This window comes from Achromobacter sp. D10 (assembly GCF_035282245.1).
GTDB lineage: Bacteria > Pseudomonadota > Gammaproteobacteria > Burkholderiales > Burkholderiaceae_B > Achromobacter > Achromobacter insolitus.
Window position 1 is genome coordinate 186147 of record NZ_JAYJLE010000007.1, and the last position, 14606, is coordinate 200752.

10 protein-coding genes are annotated in these 14606 nt (G+C 66.1%); 7 read left to right on the top strand and 3 right to left on the bottom strand.

The window, feature by feature from the left end; all coding sequences use genetic code 11:
• The first annotated feature begins 78 nt into the window (after positions 1–78).
• From pgsA to VCS63_RS20115, 3 genes are all read left to right on the top strand, one after another.
• Positions 79–651 (top strand): CDP-diacylglycerol--glycerol-3-phosphate 3-phosphatidyltransferase, encoded by a 573-nt coding sequence (gene pgsA, locus VCS63_RS20105; RefSeq protein ID WP_323880834.1) that lies wholly within the window; start codon positions 79–81, stop codon positions 649–651.
• A 230-nt stretch (positions 652–881) separates the two neighbouring features.
• Positions 882–2186: an MFS transporter gene (locus tag VCS63_RS20110; RefSeq protein WP_323880836.1), complete on the top strand. Its 1305-nt coding sequence runs from the start codon at positions 882–884 to the stop codon at positions 2184–2186.
• Positions 2187–2295: 109 nt separating this feature from the next.
• Positions 2296–3297: a cytochrome-c peroxidase gene (locus tag VCS63_RS20115; protein ID WP_323880838.1), complete on the top strand. Its 1002-nt coding sequence runs from the start codon at positions 2296–2298 to the stop codon at positions 3295–3297.
• A gap of 9 nt (positions 3298–3306) precedes the next feature.
• Here VCS63_RS20115 and queF read toward each other — a convergent pair whose 3' ends face one another.
• Entirely contained in the window at positions 3307–4131 is an 825-nt protein-coding gene (gene queF, locus VCS63_RS20120) for an NADPH-dependent 7-cyano-7-deazaguanine reductase QueF (RefSeq protein WP_063641209.1), read from the bottom strand.
• Between the two features lie 324 nt (positions 4132–4455).
• On the opposite strand from queF, the gene aceA reads away from it, so the two are divergent.
• Positions 4456–5775, top strand: a complete 1320-nt coding sequence (aceA, locus tag VCS63_RS20125) for an isocitrate lyase (RefSeq protein WP_042794353.1) — start codon at positions 4456–4458, stop codon at positions 5773–5775.
• Between the two features lie 93 nt (positions 5776–5868).
• Here the strand turns inward: aceA and VCS63_RS20130 are convergent, their stop codons facing one another.
• On the bottom strand, positions 5869–6726 hold the full coding sequence (locus VCS63_RS20130) for a LysR family transcriptional regulator (protein WP_063641210.1): 858 nt from the start codon (positions 6724–6726) through the stop codon (positions 5869–5871).
• A gap of 144 nt (positions 6727–6870) precedes the next feature.
• Between VCS63_RS20130 and VCS63_RS20135 the strand changes: the two genes are divergently transcribed.
• From VCS63_RS20135 to VCS63_RS20145, 3 genes are read left to right on the top strand one after another with little or no spacing between them, the layout of a single operon-like run.
• A complete protein-coding gene (locus VCS63_RS20135; RefSeq protein ID WP_063641211.1) occupies positions 6871–7839 on the top strand; it encodes a tripartite tricarboxylate transporter substrate binding protein in 969 nt (322 codons plus the stop codon).
• 31 nt (positions 7840–7870) lie between these two features.
• The gene (locus VCS63_RS20140; protein ID WP_323880840.1) at positions 7871–8734 is read left to right on the top strand and encodes a CoA ester lyase; all 864 of its coding nucleotides are present in this window, start codon (positions 7871–7873) and stop codon (positions 8732–8734) included.
• Positions 8731–9930 carry a CoA transferase gene (locus VCS63_RS20145; RefSeq protein ID WP_323880842.1) on the top strand — a complete coding sequence of 400 codons (1200 nt, stop codon included), beginning with the start codon at positions 8731–8733 and terminating at the stop codon, positions 9928–9930. Before VCS63_RS20140 ends, VCS63_RS20145 begins: the two co-directional genes overlap by 4 nt.
• 31 nt (positions 9931–9961) lie before the next feature.
• Here VCS63_RS20145 and VCS63_RS20150 read toward each other — a convergent pair whose 3' ends face one another.
• A complete protein-coding gene (locus VCS63_RS20150) occupies positions 9962–14605 on the bottom strand; it encodes a hypothetical protein (RefSeq protein ID WP_323880844.1) in 4644 nt (1547 codons plus the stop codon).
• Position 14606: the final 1 nt, after the last annotated feature.

Sequence of the window (14606 nt, forward strand, 5' to 3'; positions counted from 1 at the left end):
GTCCGCAGCGGCGCCCCCCTGGGGGGGAAGCGCCTCCGGCGCTTCGGGGGGGCGTCTTACTGTTAGCATACGTACACTATGCCAATTAACGTACCCATTATCCTGACATGGCTGCGCATCGCCATGATTCCGCTGGTGGTCGGGCTGTTCTATCTGCCCGAAAGCTGGATGTCGGTCCCTGTTCGCGACACCTTCGCCGCGTGGGCTTTCATCATTGCGGCGCTGACCGACTGGTTCGACGGCTGGCTGGCCCGTCGCTGGAACCAGACATCGGCGTTTGGCGCCTTCCTGGATCCGGTTGCCGACAAACTGATGGTCTGCGCCGCCCTGATCGTCCTGTTGGACCTCAGCCGCGTCGACGCCTTCATTTCACTGATCATCATCGGCCGTGAAATCACGATTTCCGCGCTGCGCGAATGGATGGCCAAGATCGGCGCCAGCGCCAGCGTGGCGGTGCACCGGTTGGGCAAGTTCAAGACGGCCGCGCAGATGGTGGCGATTCCCTGCCTGCTGTACAACCAGCCGATCTACGGCGTCAGCTCCCGCCTGCTGGGCGATGTGCTGATCATCGTGGCGGCGGTGCTGACGGTATGGTCGATGCTGTACTACCTGCAACGCGCCTGGCCCGCAATCCGCGAAAAGACCCTGTAGTCGTCCTTGTAGTCCGTCCCTGCAGTCTGTCCTCGTAGTACATATATATTGGTTTGCACAACGGCGGTCCGGCTCGCGCAAGGCGGCCGCCGTTACCTACAAAGAGCGACCAGCCGGCGTGGCCGGCATGGCGCCTCAGAGTCCAACGCCCGGCACACCCGGACGTTGCCGGAGACAACCCGCGCCGCCCGAGGCGTCGCGCTACCTGCCGCTGACCGCGGCCGCCTGCAATGAACACCGCTGCGAATACCCTGGCCCTGGATGCCGCCGCCCGCCGGCGCGACTGGAAGATCATCCTGCTGATTGGGGTGGCCCACGCTTCCTCGCACTTTTTCCAACTGGTCCTGCCTTCGCTCTATGTTTCCCTGGGCAACGAGTTCGGCCTGGACTTCGCCCGGCTGGGGCTGCTCGTGTCCACCTTCTACGTGGTGTCGGGCATCGGCCAGGCGTCGTCGGGTTTCGTGGTGGATCGGATCGGTGCGCGGCCGGTGCTGTGGTTCGGGCTGGCCTGCTTTGTGTTGTCCGGGGTCCTGATCGGATCCGCCAATGGCTACGCCATGCTGATCGCGGCAGCGGTGGTGGGCGGTATTGGCAACTCCGTCTTCCATCCCGCCGACTATTCCATCATCAACCACCGTATTTCCGCGCCGCGCCTGGGGCACGCTTTCTCCACGCACGGCCTCACGGGCAACCTGGGCTGGGCGCTGACGCCCGTGTTCATGACCAGCATCACCCTGCTGGCGGATTGGCGGGTGGCCGCCTATAGCGCGGCCGCCCTGGTCGCGCTGGTCTTGCTGCTGACCGTGCTGGGTCGGGATCTGATCGGCGGTCCGTCGCCGCTGGACGGCCATGCGGATGCCGATACCGGCAAGCCCGCCGCCAAGCCAGTGGCGAAGCCGCAGGAAAGCGTGCTGACCACGCTGGCCACGCTTTTGTCCAAGCCGGCGCTGTGGGGCGCATTCCTGTTCTTTGCCTGCACCTCCATCGCGCTGTCTTCGGTGCAGAACTACACCATTCCCTTGCTGGGGCAGCTTTATGACCTGTCCAAGGTCGCCGCCAGCTCGGCGCTGTCCGGCTACATGGTGGCCTCGGCCGTGGGCATGGCTGCAGGCGGCTTTCTGGTGTCGGCCAATCCGCGCACCGAGCGCACCGTGATGGTGGCGCTGATCCTGGCGGGCGTGACCCTGGTGGTGCTGGCGCTGGGCCTGGTGCCCTCGGTCCTGGCGGCGCCAGTCGTTGCCCTGGCGGGCTTTTGCTCCGGGGTGGCGGCGCCGTCGCGCGACATGCTGATCCGCCGCGTCACGCCCAAGGGATCGACCGGCTCCGTCTACGGGCTGGTGTACTCCGGCATGGATGTGGGCTCGGCCTTGGGACCGCTCGCGTTCGGCCTGCTGCTTGATGCCGGCTTGCGGCAGGGGCCCTGGGTGGGCGCAGGCGTGGCCTTCGCCGCCGCGGCCTTCCTGGCTCAGTGGATCGCGGTGCAGGCGCGGCGCGCGGAACCCGCGGCTACTGCCTCGGCGGCCGCGCGTTCCTGAACCGGCCGGGACTTGTGTCCCGGCGGGTTTGACCCCGCGCAAGGTGAAAGGGGCGGCGCTCTGATGTAATAACCATGGAATTGAAGTGGTTATTACTCAGGAGAAGCCAATGAGAAGGGCAAGCGCGTTGCTGGCGGCAGGGATCGCCTTGGGCAGTTGGACGCATTCGACCATGGCGGCCTCGCAGGAACCGATACAGCCGATCGAGCCTGCGGTGATCAAGGAACCGGCCAAGGTGGAGCTGGGCAAGAAGCTGTTCTTCGACCCACGCCTGTCGCGCTCAGGCGCGATTTCCTGTAATTCCTGCCATAACCTGGGCATGGGCGGCTCGGACAATCTCAAAGCCTCCATCGGCCACAAGTGGCAGCAGGGCTCGATCAACTCGCCGACGGTGCTCAATTCCAGCCTGAACATCGCCCAGTTCTGGGACGGCCGCGCCAAGGACCTGCGTGAGCAGGCTGGCGGGCCCATCGCCAACCCCATGGAAATGGCCTCCACCCATGAACTGGCCGTGCAGGTGTTGAACTCCATCCCCGGCTACCGGGCGGAGTTCAAGCAGGTCTTTGGCCAGGACGAGATCGGCATCGATGAGGTCACCGGCGCCTTGGCCGCGTTCGAGGAAACGCTCGTGACGCCGAATTCGCGCTTCGACCAATGGCTGCGCGGCGACCAGAAAGCGCTTACCGTGCGAGAGCTGGCGGGCTACGAACTATTCAAGAACAGCGGCTGCGTGGCCTGCCACAACGGGGTGGCGGTAGGCGGCAATTCGTTCCAGAAAATGGGCCTGGTCACGCCGTACGTCACCGAGAACAAGGCCGAGGGGCGGGCGGCGGTGACGGGCAAGGATGCCGACCGCTTCAACTTCAAGGTGCCTACGCTGCGCAACGTTGCGCTGACCTATCCGTACTTCCATGACGGCGAGGCGGCCACCCTGACGCAGGCCGTGGATGTGATGGGCCGGCTGCAGCTGGGCCGGACCTTCTCGGCGGACGAGAATGCGCAGATCGTGGCGTTCCTGAAGACCCTGACGGGCGACCAACCCGCGATTCAGTACCCGGTGCTGCCGCCGTCGGCGGACGACACCCCCCGGCCCGCGCCCTTTGTGAAGTAGCCGGATGCGCTACTGGCGGACGGTACGCACGTCCGCTGGCGGCCCGGCTTCGAAGTTGCTGCGCCAGGGATTGATGTCCAATCCGCCGCGCCGCGTATAGCGCGCATAGACCGTCAACTGCTCTGGCCGGCAGGCCTGCATGATGTCGCTGAAGATGCGTTCCACGCAATGCTCGTGGAATTCCGCGTGCTGGCGGAACGACACGACATAGCGCAGCAGCGACTCACGGTCTATCGGCGCGCCGCGATAGCGGATCTGCACGCTGGCCCAATCGGGCTGACCCGTGACGGGGCAGTTCGATTTCAACAGGCGCGAAGCCAGCGTTTCCTCGACCACGTCGCCCGGCCGCGTGCGCAGCACTTCGGGCGCGGGCTCGTAGGTGTCGATCTCGATGTCCAGCTTGTCTATATAGATGCCGTCCATCTCGCCCATCTGCAACTCGGAGAATCGCTGCGGCAGGAAGAAATCCAGGCCCACGGGTGCGCCGGCGGCGGCGCTCAGGTCCCGCTCCAGGCGGCCGCGCAAAGCGGCCGAATTGACCAGGCGGGTCTGGTTGAACGAGTTCAGGTAAAGCTTGAAGGATTTGGACTCGATGATGTTCGGGCTGTCTGCGGGCACCGAGAAGGTCGCCATGGCCACGCGCGGCTTGCCCTTGGCGTCCAGCCAGGACAATTCATAGGCGTTCCATAGGTCCACGCCGGTGAAGGGCAGCTTGCCCGCTTCCAGGTTCAGGGCCGCGCGATTGTGCGAGCGCGCGATGGGGAAGAGCAGCGAGGGATCGTACTGCGAGGCGTAGGCCACGTTCTGGCCCAGCGGGCCGTGAGACAGCGTCATAGCGGAGTCATCGGAAACTTGAAGAATGAGCGCATTGTAGGCGGTCGCCAAATTGCCTGATTTTCCGCATGGTGAAATGTAACCTTCGTCATGTGAAAGCCGTTGCTGCGCGGCAGCGGGAGCCCATTTCACAGATGATAATTGCGTTTCGCAATACGAAATTGATTTTATAACCGCATGATTTATAAGAATAATATTTTTCGTCTTGTATAAGACATAAGCCCGCATTGCTCCGCAGCAGAGGCATAGACTTTGTCCAACGATTCACGCAACGCAGGACGCGAATCTTTTGAAGTCTTCCCATCACTGACCAGGAGCATCACCATGAGCAATCGCGAAACCGAAATCCGCAATCTGCAGAAGGACTGGGCCGAGAACGCCCGCTGGCAAGGCATCAAGCGCGACTACAGCGCGGAAGATGTCATCCGCCTGCGCGGCTCCATCGGCGTGGAACACACGCTGGCGCGCCGCGGCGCAACCCGCTTGTGGGAACTGCTGCATAGCGAGCCTTTCGTGAATTCGCTGGGCGCCCTGACCGGCAACCAGGCCATGCAGCAGGTCAAGGCGGGCTTGAAGGCGATCTACCTGTCGGGCTGGCAAGTCGCCGGCGACGCCAACCTGGCCGGCGAAATGTATCCCGACCAGTCGCTGTACCCCGCCAACTCGGTGCCGCAAGTGGTCCGCCGCATCAACAATTCTCTGACCCGCTGCGACCAGATCCAGTGGATGGAAGGCAAGAACCCGGGTGACGAAGGCTATATCGACTTCTTCGCGCCCATCGTGGCGGACGCCGAGGCCGGCTTTGGCGGCGTGCTCAACGCATTCGAGCTGATGAAGGCCATGATCGAGGCGGGCGCTTCGGGCGTGCACTTCGAGGACCAGTTGGCTTCGGTCAAGAAGTGCGGCCATATGGGCGGCAAGGTGCTGGTCCCGACCCGCGAGGCCGTGGCCAAGCTGGTGTCGGCGCGTCTGGCGGCCGACACGATGGGCACGCCCACCGTGCTGCTGGCCCGCACCGACGCCGACGCGGCCGATCTGGTGACGAGCGACGTCGACGAGAACGACCGTCCCTTCATCACCGGCGAACGCACGGTGGAAGGCTTCTTCCGCACCAAGGCCGGCATCGACCAGGCAATCTCGCGCGGCCTGGCCTACGCGCCCTACGCCGACCTGATCTGGTGCGAAACGTCCACGCCCAACCTGGAATACGCCCGCAAGTTCGCTGAAGCCATCCATCGCCAATTCCCTGGCAAGCTGCTGGCGTACAACTGCTCGCCTTCGTTCAACTGGAAGAAGAACCTGGATGACGGCACGATCGCCAAGTTCCAGCGCGAACTCGGCGCCATGGGCTACAAGTTCCAATTCATCACGCTGGCCGGCTTCCATGCGCTGAACTACGGCATGTTCGAACTGGCCCACGGTTACGCTCGCCGCCAGATGAGCGCTTTCGTGGAGTTGCAGCAGAAGGAATTCGCCGCCGCTGAAATGGGCTTCACCGCCGTGAAGCACCAGCGCGAAGTCGGCACCGGCTACTTCGACGCCGTCACGCAGACGATCGAAGGCGGCCAGTCCTCGACCACCGCGCTGACGGGCTCCACGGAAGAAGCGCAGTTCGAACACGGCAAGGAGCAGAAGGCCGCGTAAGCATCGCAGGAGAGTTATGCAGTTGTAGTTGCTGTTGTAGGGTGGATTTGGGTGCCTCCGGGCACCCTTTTTTTTGCGCTGGCGCGCAGTCGGTCAGCGCTGCGCGCCATCCAGCAAGGCCTGCACGAGCCGGTTGTCCTGGTCCGACTGACGGCATACGAATGCGATTTGGCGGTAGGGCGCATCCTTGCCCAGTTGCAACACGCGGACCGGATGCACGTCCAGGAGATTGGGACCGGGTTCGGGCAGGACGCAGACGCCCAGGCCCTCGGAGACCAGGGCGGTAAGGGCCGCCAGCGACTGCAAGTCGATGCGGCATCGCGCATAGGGGGCGTGGCGCGCCACATAGCGCGCGGCAAGGCGGCCGCCCACGGTAGTCTTGTCGAAGCGGATCCATTCGTATTGCTGGAACAGTTCCGCGACCGTCTTCTCGCGGGAATGGGGCGGGGCGATGAGGACCAGCTTTTCGCGGAACAGGGGCGTCCAGGACAAACGGCTGGAACCGCCGGTTTCGGGCCGCGCAATGATCGCGGCGTCGATTTCGCCCGTCTTCAGCTTTTCGGTCAATTCGGTGGCGCGGCCGCGCACCAGCCGAACGTCCAGCCGCGGATAGCGTTCGCGCAGCACGCGCAGCAGCGGCGGCAGCAAAGTGACTTGCAGGGGCTCTATCGTGCCCAGCCGGACGCGTCCCTCGACCTCCGGCGTGCTGCGCCGGCGCAATTCGTCCAATCTCGATAGCGCTTCCTGGAGCACCGCGTCCACTTCGGCGGCGAAGGCGTTGGGTTTGACCTGCAGTGCGGAACGGTCGAACAACGGTTGTCCGAAGTACGCCTCCATCTGCTTCATCTGCAGGCTGACCGCGCTGGGCGACAGGTTCATGTCGGCGGCGCCCGCCGCGAAGCTGCCGCCGCGCAGGACGGCGTTAAGGGTACGGAAAGATTCGATCTTCATCAGAAATCCTCACGTAGTGATTTAAGAATCCTCGCTTTATATCACCAGCCGGCAGGCCTAGTATCCCTGCGACAAGACAAGAACGGCTGGCGTCTTCAAGGCATGCACCGCATGCGCGCCGGACCGCAGACAGGGAGACATGCCATGAACAGAATTCTCGCGGGCTTCGCGGCCACGTGCCTGGCCGCCGGCTTGGCCGCCGGCGCGGCCGCGGCGCCGCCCGCCTTGCCGCCAACCATAACCATGGTGGTGCCGTTTCCTCCCGGCGGCAGCAACGACGTGTTTGCGCGCGTACTGGCGGAAAAGCTGGGAGCCCGGATCGCGTCCACCGTCATCGTCGAGAACCGCCCGGGCGCCGGGGGCGCCATCGGGGCGGAATATGTGGCGCGGGCTCCCAAGGACGGCTCGGTGCTGATGCTGTCGTCATCCACGCTCACGACCAACGCGGCCGTGCAGACCAACCTGAAGTACGACGTGGTGCGCAGCTTCGCGCCGGTCGCCATGTTGGCGCGCAGTCCGATGGCACTGGTGGTCGGACAGGAGTCCGCGTACCGGTCGATGTCTGACCTGCTGGCCGCTGGCCGCAAGGAGCCGGGCAAGCTGACCTATGGCAGCGCGGGACTGGGGTCCGTGAACCAGATGGCCAGCGAGATCCTGGCCGGCGGCGAGAAGACGACCTTCACGCACGTTCCCTACAAGGGCATGTCGCACGCGCTGAACGATCTCGCCGGCGGCCGCGTGGATTTCGTGATTGGCAGTTTTGCCTCGACGGCCTCCCTGCTCAAGGGGGGCAAGCTGCGTGTGCTGGCAGTGACATCGCCGGAGCGCTCGCAGTTCTACCCCGACCTTCCCACCATCGGCGAAGGGCAGCCAGGGTACTCGGTCGAACTCTGGTGGGGCGTGCTTGCCCCCGCGGGCACGCCCGCGCCATTGGTCGAGCGCCTCAACGCGGAGATACGGGGCATCGTCAACGATCCAAAGATGCGAGCCATGTTCGCCGAGGAAAGCGCGGTTCCGGCCGAGCTGACCGCGTCGCAATTCGCGGCGCTCGTGCAGGCGGATGCCACCAAGTGGAAACAGGTGGCGGCCGATCGCAACATATCCATCCAATGAGCGGAAATCGCCGCTATTCGAGAGCCTACGCATGAGAAGCAAACTATTCGTTCCGGGATCGCGTCCCGAGTTGTTCGCCAAGGCGCTGGCCGGCCCGGCCGATGCCCTGTCGTTCGATCTGGAAGACGCCGTGGCGCCCGCGCGCAAGGAAGAAGCCCGCGGGCATCTGGCGGGTTTGCTGTCCTCCGCCGAGGCCGGCGCGGCTGGCAAGACCTTGATCGTGCGCGTCAATGCACTGGACTCGAATCATTTCCACGCGGACCTGCGCGCCGTGGTGCGCAAGGGCTTGAGCCTGGTGAACCTGCCCAAGGTGGAATGCGTGGCGGATGTGCAGGCGGCAGCGGGCGCGCTCGATCAGGCGCGGCAGGCCAACGGCGTGGAGCATCCCGTGGGGTTGCTGCTTAATATCGAATCGCCGAGGGCATTGCGCCGGGCGGCCGCGCTGGCGGCCGCGCATCCCTGCGTGGCAGGGCTGCAGCTAGGGCTGGGAGACCTGTTCGAGCCGGCGGGCATCGACCGGCGCGAACCGGGCGCGGTGCGCCAGGCGATGCTGGCAGTGCGCTTGGCGGCCGCGGAAGCGGGGGTATTCGCGTATGACTCTGCCTTTGCCGATATCGCGGATACAGCGGGATTTCAAGCCGAGGCCGAATTGGCGCGCCGGCTGGGGTTCATGGGCAAAAGTTGCATCCATCCCAGCCAGGTAGCCTTGGCCAATGCCGCCTTCCGGCCGACCGAAGAAGAAATCGCTCACGCACAGCGCGTGGTGCAAGCCGCCGGCGAGGCCGACGCCAGGGGCGTTGCCGCTTTCGTTGTGGACGGCCGGATGATCGACGGCCCGTTTCTGCGCCGCGCCGAGGCGGTGCTGCGCATGGCCGCGGCCGGGGAGGCACGATGAGAGCCGCCGCGTCGACGCAAGGTGGAGCCGGCCCGCTGGAAGGCGTGCGGGTCCTGGACCTGAGCGCCTACATCGCGGGCCCCTACGGCTGTGCATTGCTGGCGGACCAGGGGGCGGACGTGATCAAAGTGGAGCCGCCCGCGGGCGATAACCTGCGCAAATATCCTTCGACGCTGGAGGCTGAAAGCCGCGCCTTCCTGGGCGTGAACCGGGGCAAGCGCGGGATTGTGCTGGACCTGAAGCAGGACGACGCCCGGGCCGTATTGCGCGAACTCGTCGAGCGCGCCGATGTGTTGGTGCATAACTTCAGGCCCGGAGTGCCGCCGCGCCTGGGAATTGCCTACGAGCAGCTGGTGGAGATCAATCCGCGGCTGATCTATTGTGCGGTCAGCGGCTACGGAGAGACCGGGCCGCTGAAAGACAAGGCGGGCTACGACCAGGTGCTCCAGACCATGACCGGGATGTGCGCGCTGCAAGGCAGTTCGGATGGGCCGCCGGAAGTGCTATACGGTTCGGTCGTCGACTACTATGCATCCGCCTTGGTGGCGGCGGGCGTGGCATCCGCTTTGTATGAACGCGAGCGCAGCGGGCGGGGCCAATACGTGGGCGTGTCCTTGCTGCGCAGCGCGCTGGCCCTGCAATCGGCACGCCTGGTATGGGCCGAGGGCGAGCCTCGGAATATTGGCCGCGACATGCGCTCCGGCGGTATCACGGGCATCCATCCCACCGGGGAGGGCTACCTGTACATTTCCGCGAATACGCCGCACTTCTGGCAGGCATTGTGCGCCAAGACCGGGTTGCATGCGCTGGCGGCCAGCGAGCGTTATGACTCCGTGCGCAAGCGCGCCGAGCATCGTGATGAAATCGTGCCCTTGCTGCGCGAGGCGTTGCGCGGCAGGACCGCGCTGCAATGGGAAGCTCTGTTCGGCGAGGACGTGCCCTGCGCCGCGGCGCGCGGCGTGGAAGACATGTTCGATTTCCCGCAGGTCCAGGCGGAAGGGATGATCTCGACTTTCACGCATCCGGTGGTGGGCAGCTACCAGGGTTTTGCACACGCGATCAAGTATGGCCGCAGCGGGGCGTCGGCGCCGCGGGCGGCGCCGGCCTTCGGCGAGCATAGTGAGGACGTGCTCGCCGAGGCGGGCATCGATGCCGGACAGGCCACGCGCCTGCGAGCAAGCGGCGCGCTGGGCTAGGGCGCCCCTCCGCACGCGGCGCAAGGGGCCTTTAGAGCGCAAAGAACGCCGTGTACACCAGCCGCTCCTCCACCACACGGCGCTGCTGCGTGGCGCCGGCGCGCCGTTCGGGCACGGTGTTGTCGGTGTAGTAGCGCTCGTACTCGCGCACCGCGACGCGCGCCGGCTTGCCGCCGCTGTCGGGAAGCGCGACGCTGGCGGTCCAGATGACGGGATCCAGCAGCTCGCCCAGGATGGGGCCTTCCAGCACCGGGGGAAAACGCACTACCGGCCCGACGACCACGCCGCCCAGGCGCGACAGGTCGGCAAGCGTCGTGGGCGTGGCGGTCTCAAGAATCGGCAGCTCGCGCATGCGGTCTATGAGAATGGGGCCCGGGCCGGCGGGCTGGGGCGCCGGTCCGGAAGGATCCAGTAGGCCCGATGCCAGCACCGCGGCATCGCTCCAGGCCAGGTCGCTGTCCAAGGCCGGGTCTCGCGTCTGCAGCACCAGCTCCACGCGATTGCGGCCGCTCTCGGCGGTCTGGCCGATGCCGGGAATGAAGGAAATATTCAGGTATTCGGAATCCAGGGGGAACTTCATCGGCCCGTGCGCGGGGACGACGCCGCGCAGGCTGAATGTCAGCCTGCCGCGTTTTTGCTCGAACACCGCGCGGCGGCGCGGCAGCACTTGGGAAAACTCGGCCAGCACGACTCGCGACAGCTTGGCCGACGCGATGGCGTTGGGCTGGTAGCGCGCAAGCGCCAGGCGCACGAAAGGCATGTAGGTGCGACCCGGGTCGAGTTCGATATCGCAGTACCAGCGCGCGCGTTCCTCGCTCCAGCGGACGCGGTGTCCGACCACGTGGACCGGTTGGGCCGGGATTTCCTGCAGATAGACCTGTTCGTCCGCGACGCGCGCGGAGAAGTCCGACACGCGTGTCTTGTGTTTGGGCTGGGGCGTCTCCCATAGCGGGTCCATGCCCCACTGCGTGACCAGCGGCGTCAGACGGTCGGGGATGTCGGTGAAATTCTGGCCGTCGCCATAGATCACCACGCCCAGCAGTTCGCCGTCGCCGGAGGAGAACCAGGGCCGTTCCAGCCAGACCCGCAAACCGTTGCCCAGCCGTGTCACGTCCAGTTTCCCGGCGCCTGCCGTTTCCTGCCAGCGGAAGGTCGGCATGACATAAGTGAGAACGGGGGCGTCCGGCGGCGCGCTGGCGCGCACGACGGTGTTTTGCGCCGTGCCGTCGCGTCTGAGCACCGGCGCGCCAGGATCGTCGTCCGCACCCACTTCGACCTGGGGCCCGTCGGCGACCGGCCCCACCCGCGTGACCATATCCACCTGTTCGTAGAGCGGTGGCGGCAGGTATTCGCGGAACCGGGTGGTAGCGCGAAGACGGTAGCGGATGAGGCGAAAACGGGTGTCGCCGAACTCGTGGCGATCTCCTCGCGCGCGCAGCTTCCCGTCCGCGTTCAACTGTTCCTTTACCGCGTTGCTCAGGCTGAAAAGGTTGGCGTAGTTTTCCGACAGGGGAATCTCGGCGAGCACGCCGTGGCCGGCATGCCGTTCGGGGCGCGGCTTGAGCAAGTCGTCCACCCATTCGTTCCAATCCGCCTCTATTTCAATCTTGCCGGTAGTGGGACCGTGCAGGCGCACGCGGGCGTACAGGTCCGCATGAGCGTCGCCCGGCTGGCGTTGGGGTTCTTCGGCCATCATCAGCACGGGGTCGCATATCGGCTGCTGCGTCGCGTGAACCAGCACCAGCGGCCGGTAGGGGGTGACCATCCAGCAGCCGCCCAGCACCGACGACAGACGCAGCGTGGCACGTTCGCCTTCATTGCTGGCCCAGGCGGGGATGCCGAAGGTGTTGGCCAGCCCGGGGTTCACGAAGCTGGAGTAGCGCAGGCGGGCGATGCGGCCCTTGGGCAGAAAGAAGGTCAGGATCCGCTTGGCCTCGTCCCAGGCCGGCGTGCCGTCGTCGGGGTAACTCTCCGAGCAGGGTGGGTCGGTCAGGGTGGCGCGGCGCTCTTCCAGCACAATGCGCAAGCCCAGGCTGTCCGGCCATTTCGCCGCGTGCGCCACCAGCAGCACCAGTTCCTGTGCGGGAGTCTGCGCGATGACGGCGCTGGGGCCCAGCACCTTGGGTCCGCTGACACCGGGCAAGGCGTGACCGGGCTGGGCGCGCAGGGCGATACCGCCTGCGGCAGGATCCGGCAGATAGGGCGTGAGTACCTGGGCCTCCCGGTGGATCACATACTGCCCGGCGGCCAGTCGTTCGCCCGTGGGATGCTCGGGGTTGGGCAATTGTGGAGGCACGCGCTCGGTAGTGGCCACCTCCTTCAGCGCCTGTGGCGTCACCAGTTCTATCTCTGAGCCCGGTCCCTCGTCGTACAGCGTGGCCGCATCGCGGGCCGCTATCTCATAGGCCTGCTTGATGCCGGCGGGGCTGCCCATCATCGCGTCGAACAGGCCATGCGTTTCGCATTGCAGCTGCGACGCCTTGGGCGGCACTACGTGGCGTTCATTGACCACGGGATACTCGAAGTCCTTGGAGGCTGGCTGCTGACGGGCATGCTTGAAGTCCGGGCTGTCGCGATACGCCGTGGGGTCCAGGCCGGTGTTGCTGCGGATCACCATGCGTTCCAGCGATTCGCCTTCGCTCAAGCGGGCTCGCTGCACCAGCGCCGGCGGATCCACCGGTTCGAAACGCCAGTAGACGACCGGCTGCGTGGCGTTGTCGTCCCGTTCCAGCGACGGGTCATCATGCGCGAGACTGTTCCCGGCCAGGTCCACCAGGCGCGCGCGGAAGCGGTAAGGCATGCCGAAGCGCAGGCGCGGCAGGCTGCCCTTGGCCGCGGCGAAGCTCACCGCCAGGCCATTGCCTTTTTCCGTGGCCACGTCCTGCACATCCTCCGGCACTTCACCCTGCACGCCGCTGGCCGGGTCGACGCGGTCGCGCAAGGTGCGTCCCGGGCGCGGCGCCACCAGGCTCCAGCCGGTCCAGCGGAACAGGGATTCGTGCAGGTAGTGGTCGTCGGGTTGCGCACCGCCGCTGGTGGACGCGCCTTTGACATAGCCCTCGTCATCGGGAAGCTGCAAGGGAGCTCCGCCATCCGTGCACCGGTAGGTGCCGGAGCGCTGGCATAGCGAACGCCATCGTTGCGGGTCGCCGGGCACCTGCGGCTGCGCGTCCACGCGATAGCCGCGCAACAGGTCTTCGGCGTAGAGCACGATGCTGCCGGGCGCGCCCGACAGGGCGGCATTCTTCAGGGCAGCGGCTGCCGCGTTCTGCGCGACTTCCCAAGCGCGGCCGCGCCGCGCCACGCCCAGGCCGCCGGAACGCAGCGCTGCCACGCCCTGTTTGTCGCCCGTGGTGTACGTCACCGCACCGTCGGCGCCCAGCGCCAGGCTCTTGGCGATCAGGTTCTGGGCAGTCAGTACGAAGTCCACGGTTTTCAGGGCCGCGCCGTCGGGATCGACCTGGTAGACGTCGAAGGGGGTTCGCGGCTCCAGCAGGTTCCAGCTGTCGTCGGCGCGGCGCAGCTTGAGCATGCCGCGTTCGTGATCGGAAGGGTTGCGTGGGCGCGTGGTAAAGCGTTCATGGTCGCCGGCCCACGCGGTAGCGGGACAAGCGTCGTCGCCGGCGTCGTGCCCGTCTTCCCAGCGCAGGGTCAGGAAGAAGCGGCCCTGCGCGGCAGGCGCCGCCGCCAGTTGCTGGTCCAGCGGCGAGTCCGCGGGCAAGAGGCAGTCGATGACCAGCCCCAATTGGCGCAGCAGCGCCGGATAGTCGCCATAGGACGCGACGATGGCGTGGAAATCCATCTCCGGGATGGCGGGCGGGGCGGGCACGTTCTCGCCGCTTGGCCGGCGCATGCCCTGCTGCTGCGCGGTGGGGGGGGCGCGGCGGTAGAAACGGTTGGCCTGAAACAGGGTGTACTCGGCCTGCGAGTTCCATTGCTTCATCAGATTCTGGTCGGCGTTGGCTAGCCCGCCGTCATTCCAGCGAGTGGGCAAAGCGCGCAGCGGAAAGCTGACGGCGGGCTGCGGATTGCCCTCGGCGTTGACCCCCGGCGCCGCTGCGCGGCCTTCATAGATGCTGTGGGGACCATAGACCTGGCTGCGCAGCACGCGCTCGGGGCCGTCCCCGCCGTCGTCGAAGAATCGGTCGAAGCCGGGTAGCGGCATCTCGACACGCCGGTCGCCCAGCGAAATGAAAGTCGTGCGCGTGCCGCAGTCGCCCAGCATGTCCTTCAGGCCGGGATGCGCGTCGCGCCACGGCAGCAGGGTGGGCGGCGTCCCCGTGGCTTGCACGGCCAGCCTGCCGTAGTGCTTGCGGGCCAGCCCCAGCACGCCGGCCACCGAATACGAAAATAGATTGACCTTGCTCATGTCGCGGAACACGAAACCCGCCACGGGCGTGGTCTTGGGCAGCAGCCGTTCCCATAGCGCGGCATCGGCCTGAGCCTGAGGCTCCAGCTCGATTTCCGCTACACCGGTATTCAGCAGGAAGCGCACCCGTTCCAGCGTGCGCGGCCAGTTGACCCAGTCAGCGAAGGCGTGCAGCTGCTGTTCGTTCACGGCCTGCGGCGTGAGGCGCGGCGAGGCCACGATGGATACGCGCAGCCGGCCGGCGTCGGCGCCCGCAGGCACGCGGCCGTTGGGAATCACGGTCCAGACTATCGTTTGCTTGGCCATG